The 12,217-nt window shown below is 41.1% G+C and carries 8 protein-coding genes (1 of these 8 cut by a window edge); all 8 read right to left on the reverse strand.

The window, feature by feature from the left end; translation table 11 throughout:
* On the reverse strand, nt 1–1,980 hold the 5' portion of the coding sequence (locus tag ACOAOT_RS16730) for a beta-galactosidase (protein WP_420218027.1). The gene continues 42 nt to the left of window position 1, outside the view; 1,980 of the gene's 2,022 nt are visible here — the first part of the coding sequence; it begins with the start codon at nt 1,978–1,980; its stop codon lies beyond the left edge, outside the window.
* Between the two features lie 25 nt (nt 1,981–2,005).
* Complete coding sequence (locus tag ACOAOT_RS16735; protein WP_420218028.1) at nt 2,006–4,075, reverse strand: beta-glucosidase family protein; 2,070 nt, start codon at nt 4,073–4,075, stop codon at nt 2,006–2,008.
* Nucleotides 4,076–4,090: 15 nt separating this feature from the next.
* Nucleotides 4,091–5,122, reverse strand: coding sequence for a galactose/methyl galactoside ABC transporter permease MglC (gene mglC / locus ACOAOT_RS16740; RefSeq protein WP_420218029.1), 1,032 nt, complete (start codon nt 5,120–5,122; stop codon nt 4,091–4,093).
* A 36-nt stretch (nt 5,123–5,158) separates the two neighbouring features.
* Nucleotides 5,159–6,628, reverse strand: coding sequence for a sugar ABC transporter ATP-binding protein (locus ACOAOT_RS16745; RefSeq protein WP_420219441.1), 1,470 nt, complete (start codon nt 6,626–6,628; stop codon nt 5,159–5,161).
* A 93-nt stretch (nt 6,629–6,721) separates the two neighbouring features.
* Complete coding sequence (locus tag ACOAOT_RS16750; protein ID WP_420218030.1) at nt 6,722–7,837, reverse strand: galactose ABC transporter substrate-binding protein; 1,116 nt, start codon at nt 7,835–7,837, stop codon at nt 6,722–6,724.
* A gap of 194 nt (nt 7,838–8,031) precedes the next feature.
* A complete protein-coding gene (locus ACOAOT_RS16755; RefSeq protein ID WP_420218031.1) occupies nt 8,032–9,489 on the reverse strand; it encodes a sugar ABC transporter ATP-binding protein in 1,458 nt (485 codons plus the stop codon).
* Complete coding sequence (locus tag ACOAOT_RS16760; protein ID WP_420218032.1) at nt 9,464–10,528, reverse strand: sensor histidine kinase; 1,065 nt, start codon at nt 10,526–10,528, stop codon at nt 9,464–9,466. Before ACOAOT_RS16760 ends, ACOAOT_RS16755 begins: the two co-directional genes overlap by 26 nt.
* A gap of 20 nt (nt 10,529–10,548) precedes the next feature.
* On the reverse strand, nt 10,549–12,159 hold the full coding sequence (locus ACOAOT_RS16765; RefSeq protein WP_420218033.1) for a response regulator: 1,611 nt from the start codon (nt 12,157–12,159) through the stop codon (nt 10,549–10,551).
* Nucleotides 12,160–12,217: the final 58 nt, after the last annotated feature.

Consider the following 12,217-nt stretch of genomic DNA (forward strand, 5'->3'; position numbering starts at 1 on the left):
ATACGGTTCCAGGCAGATTGTGTCCTTAACACTCTGACCACTAAGCATTTCCTTATACTTACCATCAATAGCAGTCACTACTGGATATGCATTGTGATTCAGAATGAATAAAGCATTATTTTTACCATCTGTTACCTCAGCTGTTTCAAGACCTTTTATTGCAAATAAATGAACCGGCAGCCCTGCAGCCTTTCCCAGATATTTAACCAGCCTCTCCATCGCCTCTTCCTCTAAGTCACACCCCAGATAATACGCTTTGCCTTCCCCAAAGGCATTGCACGTAAAACAGGACTTTCCGTTGTAAAAATCATCAATATAGATTCCAAGACTCTTTGCTGTGTCGGGAGTTATAATATCACACCAGAGGCTGGCCTTCCCCTCACCAAATACAGTAGATACCCTGGTCTGTTTCTGAAACTGCGGATCGTAATCATGTACCTCAATACCTGCCAGCTCCTTTAAGGAGCCGGGAACGGTATCCATAAGCATATTATTATAACTGTCTTTTATGCCGCTTCGGAAGGTGATTAGTAAATTACCGCCTTGTCTGACATACTCTGTTAAATTACCTTTTTCTTTTTCATTCAGCATTACTAGTGCAGGCGCCAAAACAAGGGAATAGTTTGTAAGATCCTCATCCGGTCTTACAAAATCCACTGCCAATCCCAGCTCATAAAAAGGCTTGTAAAAGCAATATAACAGCTTATCATAATTAAAGCCCTCCACATGTCTGTGTATGGAATGACTCCACTCACAGTCAAATGATTTTATGATGGCCACTCTGGCTTTGGGCTGTAACGCTCCGTAAATTTTGCTTAGGTGCTCCATTTCATTTCCCACTCTGGAGATCTCATCCAGCCTGCGGTTTGGCTTTCCATCATGATTTAGTATACCGTGCCAGTTTTCTTCTGTGCCGAACGGACAGGCTCTCCACCGAAAGTAAACAACTGTATCGGCTCCATTTGCAACAGACTGATAGGTCCACAGCCTGAGTTTTCCAGGCGTCGGAGTGGGACCCATTTTACTCCAGCCACATGGTCCGCTTTGCTCTTCCATGACCCAATATGGCTGTTTTTTATAACTTCTCATCAGGGTATGATCCTTTGATACACCTGCTGCCTCAGCAATTCCCCATTGAAACTCAATATAATTGTCATAGCTGACAAAATCCAGTTTTTCAGACATTTTAAAATAATCAATACCAGTCCCTGAATTTATTGATGCATCCAGCATATTCGTAGTGATGGGTTTTCTGCTGTATGTTCGTATGATCTGCACCGTCTCATCCATGAAACTGATTACCGATTCACTGGAAAACCGGTAGTAATCCAGCAGTAATCCTGGATTCTGCCCCTGTGTATCATGGCAGGTATCATAGCAGGCTCCTGCCTTTGGAATGATCACCTCATCAAAGCTGTTATAGATCTGACTCCAGAATACAGTTCCATATTGTTTATTTAAATGATCAATGGTTCCATACTTATTTTTCAGCCAGATACGGAATTTTTCCTCACATTTTGAACAGTAGCATCTGGTGGTATTAGCCCAGCCCAGTTCATTGTCTGCCTGCCATGCTTCTAAAGCAGGGTGATCTCCATAACGGGAAGCAATCTGCTCCACCATTTTTCTGGTTTTCTCCCGGTATAACCCGCTGTTGAAACAGTAATGCTTTCTGGTTCCGAAAATTTTCGGATTACCGTGAATATCTTCCTGATATATTTCCGGATATTTGTCCGCCATCCATTTGGGAGGGGTTGCAGAAGGAGTGCACAAGACCACTTTAATTCCATATTGATGGAAGAAGTCCAAAACTTCATCCATCCAGGAGAAATCGTACTGGTTCTCTAACGGCTCATACAGGCTCCAGGCAAATTCTCCTACGCGAATCAGTTTTATGTTTGCTTCGACCATCATCTGGGCATCTGTCTTCCATCTATCTCTGTCCCAATGCTCCGGGTAATAATCTACTCCAATCCTCATATTTCATCTCCTAACACTTTTGTAGTTAAAACCGGAATGATATCTGATGCAGTGCTTCTTTACAGCTGCAATTTCCAATATAAGCAATGTAGCCGATATTTTCTTCCACAAACTCATCTTTTTCCTCATCAAAGTAAGACATGGATTTCTTTGTAAAAGACAGGCTTACCTGTTTTGTTTCCCCAGGACTCAGGGTTACTCTTGCAAAGTCTCTTAAAACCTTAACCGGACGATCCACTGCGCTGCCCTCCCAGCCCGCATAAAGCTGCAGAACCTCGGCGCCTGCAACATCACCGGTGTTTTTTAAATTAACGGTAATCTTTGCTGTATCATGGAATATCTCTATCTTTGGCTCGTCTGTTTCAAAGGTTGTATAGGAGAGTCCATATCCAAATGGATAGAGTACCTTGCGGTCTTCTTTTTCCATTTTACAGTAACCATGGTAATATTCATATTCCGCATAAGTGCAATCAGGATCAAAGAAAGGATAATCATCCTCCGACATTGCCACTGTATAAGGAAGCTTGCCTCCCGGGCATGCATCTCCGAACAGAATATCTGCCAGTGCATTTCCCCCTTCCATACCGCTGTAAAAAGAGAATAAAACAGCCGGAACATCTGCCTCCCATTCATCGATCAATATCGCACTGCTCCCAACAATGGAAACTGCAGTATTCTTGCAAATTCCCTTAATTCCCCTGATCAAATCAATATCTCTCTGATGCAGCCGCATGGATTGTCTGTCTCCGCCCATATCGGCTATATCACTTCTGTCTGCCAGAAATTCACCTTCATCGCTGTGAATATATCCAGCTATGATTACCACTGCATCTGCATCTGCTGCCAGTTCTCTGGCCCGTTCTAAATCTGAACCGTCGTTATAAAGGACCTGGGCAGTGGGCATTTTTTTCATGATTCCTTTCAATGGAGTAACCGTATAACTGGGGTGAACTCTGCTGGAACCGTGGTCTCCTATATTTTCCGTATCGCCCAGCACTCCCAGAACCAGTATTTTATCCGTCTTTTTCTTGTCAAACGGAAGCACTCTTCCATTGTTTTTAAGAAGCACCATAGATTCCTCGGCTGCGCGCCTGGCAATTGCAATATGCTCTTTGCAGCTAAGGACATCCGCCGTATAATCCATGGGATCTTTTCTCGTCTCATAATAAAATATGGTTCTTAAGATATAGCCCACTGCCTCGTCAAGATCTTCCATGGCAATTCTTCCTTCCTTAAGAGCCTTTGGAAGTTCATCGTTATAATGGCAGAAACAGGGCATTTCTATATTCATTCCGGCTTTCACCGCTTTCACTCCCTCCTTGACAGCCCAAAGGAAATCGGACAGGGTAAATCCCTCAAATCCCCATTTATCCCTTAAAATATCACGAAGTAACAGTTTGCTTTCTGAGGCCTGCTCCCCATATACTTTGTTATAAGCACCCATAACGGAAGCTGCCCCTTCCTCGATGCATCGTTTAAAATGGGGCAGATAAACTTCGTGCAAGGTTCTTTTATCTGCATGAACATCTGCTTTAAAGCGTGCATTTTCAATACTGTTCATGGCGAAATGCTTGATACAGGCCATGACATTCTGGCTCTGAACGCCTCTTGTCAGTGCTGCCCCCATTTCTCCCATATGATAGGGATCCTCTCCATAGCATTCCTGGGCACGTCCCCATCTTGGATTGCGGGGAAGGTTGATGCATACACCTCCGTAATAGTTTCCACCCTGTGCACGGATTTCTGCACCGATTGCTCTGCCGATCTCTTCTTCCAGCTCCGGATCAAAGGTTGCCCCTCTGGCCATGGATACCGGAAAGCAGGTAGCGGTTCCGGCTACAACTCCTCTTGGGCCATCCACAAAACGCACATTGGGAATTCCCAGTCTTTCTACAGCCATGGTTGGATATGGCTTTATATTGTAGTGTTCAATTAAAAACAGATCATCCAGAAGTTTTTGTTCTGTTACCTGACCTGACATGATTCCCACTTTCTCTTCTATGGAAAGCTTTGGAATCAATTCTTCCACAAATAACTGTATCGTCTGTTTGCTGCAGTTTTCAGTCAGCTTTGTTTTCTTTACTGTTTCCCGCATAAAAACATCTCCTTTTTATTTTCTCCTTGCATATTTTCTCATATCAATTACAACAGCAAGGGCGATTATCAGACCTTTCACAATATACTGCCAATACATATTGACACCAATAAATGCCAGACCGTAATTAATAACTGTAAAAATAAGTACACCGATAACGATGCCGCCGATACTGCCAATACCACCCGACATGGATACACCACCTACCACACAGGCAGCGATGGCATCCATTTCATATCCGTTACCGGTTGTATTGGAAGCACTGCCGATTCTTCCCACCTCAAGTACTGCTGCCACGGCATATAAGACGGCTGCTGCCGAATAAACAATAATCTGAGTGCGGATTACATTGACTCCGGATACCTTAGCCGCCTCTGGATTGCCCCCTACTGCATACATGTATTTTCCAAACCTTGTTTTATTCCATATCACCCACATCAGAATACAAATTGCAATTGCAATCAGAATCAGATAAGGGATCTCAATCCTGCCCACTTTAAAAAAGCCGGTTGCAATTCCAATGATATTTTTTGACAATCCGCCAATTGGCTGTGCTCCGTAGGGCGGTCTGTCAAAATAAATAGATGATGCCCCATATAAAATCAGCTGCATTGCAAGTGTTGCAATAATTGGGGGCACTTTTAATACTGCAATTGCAGTTCCGGTGATTGCTCCCAATAACGCACAAATGACAATTACAAGCAGAATCGGAACAATAAGCGGAAGTTCATTTAAACCCGGATACATCCGGTATGCATAGCCCGCCTGCTGCATCAGAGATGCTGATATGACTGCTGCCAGTCCAATCATACGTCCGGTTGACAAATCACAGCCACGGACAATTAAAACCATACCTGCTGCCAGTGCAATAATAATTCTGGTAGCGGACTGGGCAAAGATATTTTTAAAGTTGGTGAAAGATAAGAACTTAGGTTCTATCACAACTACAGTAATAAATAAAGCAATTAATACGATGTAGATAACCTTCTCCACCAGCAATTCTTTCAGCATTGATTTTTCATGAAATATGTTTTTTAATCGATTCATAAATACCCTCCAACTCGCCATCCATTCACGTAGTATTTAAATATATTTTGCAGATGCTTCCATTATCTGAACCTGGGTAACCTCTTTTGCATCGAATATTCCTGCCTGTCGTCCGTTGCTCATGACAAGAATGCGATCACATATTCCCAGAAGTTCGGGCATTTCTGAACTGACTACAATCATTCCTTTTCCCTGGGCTGCCAGCTGATTCATCAATTGGTAAATTTCATATTTAGCGCCTACATCAATTCCCCTTGTAGGCTCGTCAAGAAGCAGTACATCCGGATTGGTGAGCAGCCATCTGCCAAGGATTACCTTCTGCTGATTCCCGCCGGACAGATTGCCGATCTTTGTCTTTGCAGATGGCGCTTTCACATTCATGGTTTTCATCATACTGCTTACCCTGTCTTTCATTAACGTATCACTCAGCAGACAGCGTTTTGAATACTGATCCAGATTCGTTATTGTCATATTAAAAGAGATACTTAAATCCGGAAAAATTCCATCTTCCCTTCTTTCCTCTGTCAACATGGCAAATCCGTTTTTCATTGCTTTTATGGGTGTGCTGTTAACAATCTGCTTTCCTCCTAAGATGACCTGTCCTTCTCCTACTGCACGTATGCCAAACAAAGTTTCTAATACTTCCGTCCTCTTTGAACCAACCAGTCCTGATATTCCCAGTATTTCGCCTCTGTGCAGTTCAAAATCAACCTCCTGGAAAGCCGGGGTCAATGAAGACAGCTTTTGAACTTTCAGCAAAACGTCTCCCGGCTTTGTATTCTTTTGCGGGTAGCGTTCCTTTAGTTCTCTCCCAACCATCATTTTAATAATGCTGTCCGTTGTAAGTTCCTTGGCAGGCTCTGTTGCAATCCATTTTCCATCCCGCATAATTGTAATATCATCAGAAATTCGTTTGATTTCCTCCATCTTATGGGAGATATAGATGAAGCTGGTATTTTCTTTTTTTAATTTTTCGATAATATGAAATAAATGGTCCACTTCGTTTTCAGTCAGAGACGATGTTGGTTCATCCATAACAATTACTTTCGCATTGTAAGACACCGCCTTTGCTATTTCGATCATCTGCCGGTTTGAAACGGTTAAAGCACCTGCCTTTAATTTTGGATCAACATCAATTCCCAGACTGTCGAAAATCCTTTTCGTATCCTCATACATTTTTTTATGATCAACCAGACAGCCCTTCATTGGATAGCGGCCAAGCCAGACATTTTCCATGACACTTCTGTCCAGCACCTGATTTAACTCCTGATGAACCATGGATACGTGATTTTCCAGTGCCTGGGCTGGATTATCAAAGCTTATTTTACTGCCCTCCAGGAAAATCTCACCCATGCTCAGTGAATAGATACCAAACAGACATTTCATTAACGTGGATTTACCAGCTCCATTTTCACCTAATAAGGAGTGAACTGTTCCCGGTCTTACCTTTAAAGTTACATTATCAAGAGCCTTAACTCCCGGGAAGGTTTTTGTGATATTTCTCATTTCCAGAATATACTCACCCGCCACCTTATCTCCTCCTTCAAAATAGGACTGCTGCAAATGACAGCTGCCGTTTGCAACAGTCCGTCTGTGTCATTATTCGGCATAGGTTGATTTGGCCACATCCAGATTTTCTTTTGTAATAGCCTGATATGGAACACGCACGGCCTGAGCACCGGATTCCATCTTTAAATCGATTCCAGTCATCACATCTTTTCCGCCTGCCAGGTTAGCAGCCATACCTACTATGGTCTTACCCTGTGTTTTCGCATCCTGTAATACGGAACCGATTACTTCGCCGCTTTCTATCTTATTTAACATCTCAGGCAAAGCATCAATGCCAATTATGGGAATGTATTTCTCACTCTCCAGACCTTTTGTATTAAATCCGGCTGTCTCAATGGATTGCAGGGCACCCAGTGCCATGGCATCATTTCCGCAGATAACAGCTTCGATCTGATCACCGTATTTGGAAATCCAGGCATCCATCTTGTCCTTTGCCTTCGCTGTATCCCACATGCCCGTATCTTCTTCTAACAGTTCAATCGGTATACCGGCATCTGTAATGGTTTTCTTAGCGAAATCAGCTCTTGGCTGAGCAGCTGTATGCCCGGGGTCCCCCATCAGATCAACCAGCTGCAGTTTTCCATCGCCGTTTTTATCCATCTTAGGATTGGCTTTCCAATAATCCACAATCATCTGCCCTTCGATGGAAGCCCCATAATCACCGCCTGTTGAGGTTACCTGATATGCTTTATCATACGATGCAATGACTGATTGATCGGTTATTTCTTTATTAAAAAAAATAATGGGAACATTTCCGGCTGCCTTGCATTTCTCAATCAGTGTGGGTGCTGCCGTTACATCAACCACAGAAACTGCTACCACTTTGGCCCCCTTTGCCAGCATGGTATCAACCTGGTTATTCTGTGTTGACTGGTCATTTTGTCCATCTTCAATATTGGTGGTAAATACTCCGTTACAGGCATTTTTGATTGCCTTGCCAATATAGGAATTGAAATTGTCAGAAGAAGAATAGATGCCTGCCCCCAGAATCGGCAGCTCCCCTTTTGACGAATTCTCTGCCTTTCCTGTTGTTGTTCCAGCTGCACCAGTATCCCCTGTCCCAGTTGAAGAGCTGTTTGAGCATCCTGATGCCATAGATACAGCAAGGATCGCTGCCATTAAAACACCACTCATTTGTCTTTTCATAATTACCTCCATTCTGCCGCAATGCGGCACCCCAATCCAGATCTTTTTTATTTATATTGCACAATAACAATATCATTTCAGATGCTTTCAAACAACATTTGATCTTTAGAATAGGGGGGTCTGTTTTTAGAAGATGGCTTTTTATATAAAAAAAAGAATAGGAAACGTGCCATTTTGTATATTATGCACATTCCCTATTTCTTATATAACGTCTGATATACTTCATTCTCATCAATCATCTGTCCATTTTTTAAATATATGATATCTCCATCCACCCGATACAGTTCAGAATAATTAGGGGTCACAATGATAATGGAAATCCCCCGTGACTTCAGCCTGGAAATCATCTCTACCGTAATTTCCTGCAGGTGGATATCCGTCTCCGTAAACGGTTTGATACAGACTACAACCCTGGGAGCATACAAATACCATTTGTAATAAGCAATTTTCTGCAGCGTGGAAGGCTCCAGCCTGCGAAGCTTTGTCCGGGCAATTTCTTCTATGTTAAATGACTCTGTCAGCAGTCCCACACTCTTTACAAACCTGTTCTTAAACCAGAAAAACGGTACTTTTCTGGATAAAGCCAAAGCAAGGTTATCTCTTACACTCATATTGTAAAACAGCATATTGTCGTACGGTGACTCTTCAATAAAACAGATACCCATATTTACCGCTTCTATGATATGATTTGCCAGGTATTCCTTCCCATTCAGGACTATTTTTCCAGAAAGAGGCTTTTTCTCGCCTTTTAATAATGCAATCACACTCCGTATGCTTTCATCATCCATATAATATATTTTCAGGACTTCTCCCACTTCTATCTCCATGTTAATATCTTTTAAAACATCGGTACAGACATTCTCAAATTTTAATACGGGTTCTCTCTCCTCATCCTCTTCCATATCAAAACAGTCTACACCTGCCATTGGCTTTGTATTCTGACTTAACAATGAAGAATATAACCGTTCACGGTTAACTGTTCCAGAATCAAAAACAGCAGCGGTTCTGCCCTGGCGAATAACCACCACTTCATCAGTCCAGTCAAACAGTATATTTTCAAACTGTTCCACAAGGATAAAAGACATTCCCTGGTTCTGCATCTGTTTAATGAGCTGCTGGATTTCACACAGTTCATTTTTCTTTAGATATCCCGTCATGTATGAAAGTACTATTATTTTTTTCTGTTCTGCATAAGCCTTTAATAATTCGATAATAACCCTTTCTTTTACCGTAACATCACGGACTTTCTTCTGTATCTCCAGTTTCAGTCCGAAAAATTGAATCAGCTTTTTTAAATCGCTTAAATATTTCCTCCTTTGAATCAGCATCTCTTTCCCGGTGAAGAGAAAGACATTTTCATCCATATGAAGATTTTCAATGAGTTTACTTTCCTTCTCTATAAATGTAACACTGCTCGTAAGATACTTACCTGCTTCCAGCGTATCGGATCTGTTTTCTTCAATAAAAATTCTTCCTTCGCTCAGATTCAGATTCCCTTTCATAAACTCCTGTACATATCTTCGTTCTATAATACTGTCAAAAATAAAACCAATAATCTGCTTTTTATAAATGCGGAGATTTAAATCTGTAAAAACGGGAATACCATTTTCTTCAATCCGGCCGTTTTCAATGGTAATGTATTCTTCCTTCATAGGTGAATCCACTCTCTTTCTTAACAACTGGTAGGATAATACAAACTTCGGTCCCTACCCCAGTAAGACTGTACACATGGATGCCGTAATCTTCTCCAAACAATAGCTTAATTCTGCGGCATACGTTATTTAGTGCAATACCGCCCCTCTTATTTTTGTTATCTTCAGAAAAAGAGGGCATCGTGGTATGCTCCAGTCCATAATTGATTTCAGTTAGCGTCTGGTCGTCTATGCCTACGCCATTATCCTTAATGCGGATTATAACGTTTCGTTCCGTCAGTTCTATACCGATTCGGATCTCTCCGCCTTCTGACTTTCGTTCCAGTCCGTGGTAGATTGCATTTTCAATTATCGGCTGCAGGGTCAGCTTGGGAAGCAAAAGCGTGCAGATATCCGGATCATTTTCCACAAATTCGTATATAATATCCAGCTTCTCCCCAAAACGGTATTTCTGTATTTTAAAATAATTATCTACATTATCAAGCTCATCCTCAATGGTAACCAGGCTTCCCGTATCGGTAATTGTATAGCGGAAAAAAGTTGCCAGTGCCTCGGTGATGTTGGCGACAGATTCCATTCCAAGGCTAAGAGCATCTCCACGGATTGCCTCCAGCGTATTATACAAAAAATGGGGATTAATCTGGTTTTGTAAAGCTAAAAATTCAGACTGCCTTTTTGTTTTCCTTGTATTTCTCTGGCTTACCAGTATTTTATCATACCGCAGCAGTACTTCTTCCATTCCTGGAAAGACAAATCCGGCTCTGTCCATAAACTCCCTGTAAATCTGTCCGTTGTTAAACTTTTTAAACAATCCTGCATAGTCCAGATAAGGACGAATAATCCAGTTTCTTAATGCCAGACCAAGCCCTAAAGCAAATAAAAAGAGCATTATGGTTACTATAAGCTTCGCCTGCAGTCCCATTGATTTCAGTCTCCACAGAATAGCAAGCCATATCATCGCATTGATAAAAATAAGCATTGTTAAGACACTGAGCAATAAGACGGATCTTTGTGCAAATGTTATTTTCTCTTTTTTCAATGAATATATACACTCCATTCTCAGCTGTACAGCTTGCGGAATTCCGATGGATTTAACCCGGTTTTCTTCTTAAATAGTTTTGAGAAATACTTGAGATCTGTATAACCTACATCTGCTGCAATATCCCCAATATCTTTATTGGTCTGAATCAGCAGATATTTTGCATTCTGAATCCGTACCTTCATGATATACTCCATAAAATTCTCACCTGTCTCCTTTTTGAATAAAGCGGAAAAATAAGCTGGATTAAAGCCGGTCAGACTGCTGACATTCTCCAGTGTAATTTCTTTATTATAATTCTCATTGATATACTGTTTTGCCAGCCGCATTGGCTTACTGTCCTGAATTCTCTTCTCAGAGGTATATTTTTCAAATTCATCACTGATATGTTGTTTCAGCCATTCAAAAATTTCCGTAACAGTTAAAAATGATTTGAATTTTTTCTGATACCAGGCCAGATCCGGAAATTGGTAAGGACTCATATAATTTTTAACTCCATATAATACCAGGCTTACAATCTCATTATAATACTGGTATATAAACTGACTGTCCTCAGCATTCTCCTCCAATACCTTCCAAAGCTCTGTTAATTCCCTGAGTATACTGTTAATATCCAGCACTTCAAAATAAGACAGAATTCTGTTTCTGACCTGTGTATCGATCACATCAAAAACTTCTTTACCGGACCGGGCACTTTCTTTAAATTCGATAATGTATTCTCCGTTCCTGATCAGGCGATCCATTACAGCGGATTGAGCCTGCTGTAAAATCTGGTGCAGATTAGCCAGACTTTCAACAACCTGACCGATGCCGATCACAATTCTGACGTTTGAAAATATGTCCTGAAGATTTGAAATTTCAATGCGAACTTTATTTAACTGCTTTTTCACTGTAGTAAGAGCGGGATCATCGATATTAATAAGGCATAATACCTGCCCCTCCCAGGCCATGGTAATAACTTCCTTGCAGCATACTTCCAGCTTCTCTTTTGCTGTACATAATATTTTTGTTAAAAGCAGGGAAAGAACCTCTTTGTTTTTGTCATCGGGTTCCATAAATGGCTTAATAATGAGTATCGTATAATAACCATTTTCAAAATGGCAGCAGAACTCATGATTCAGTTCATCTATACCAATCCCTATTATTTTACTTTCCGGATCTACGAGAAGTTCTGCCAGCAGATTCTTTTTCACCTTTTCTTCTGAAGAGTGAAGCATAATCTTTAATTCATTTTTTTCCGAACTGGCTGATAGCTTTAAATTATGCTTTTCAATAATTTTAGTAAGTGTATTGATTAATTCCTTACTTTTTATTGGTTTTAAAAGATAATTCTCCACACCGTACTGAATAGCGCTTTTTGCATACTCAAACTGGCTGTACCCACTGATAATGATAAAATAGGTCTCCGGTAAAAATTCCTTTGTCATCCTTATTAAATCTATTCCGTCATAATTTGGCATACGTATGTCAGTAATGACAATATCCGGCTTCCAATCACAAATTGCTTCATAAGCCTTTTTCCCGTCATTAATAACCGCCACAATTTCCATCCCCATATCATTCCAGTTAACCAGATGAGTGAGCAGTTGGCATACTTTTATCTCATCATCTGCTATAATTACCTTTAACAAAAAGTATCCTCCTCTCATATCAAGTTTTTCTCAGGCGCTTTTTATTCTTATTTTTTCA

The sequence above is a fragment of the Lacrimispora struthionigena genome (assembly GCF_048627165.1).
GTDB lineage: Bacteria > Bacillota > Clostridia > Lachnospirales > Lachnospiraceae > Lacrimispora.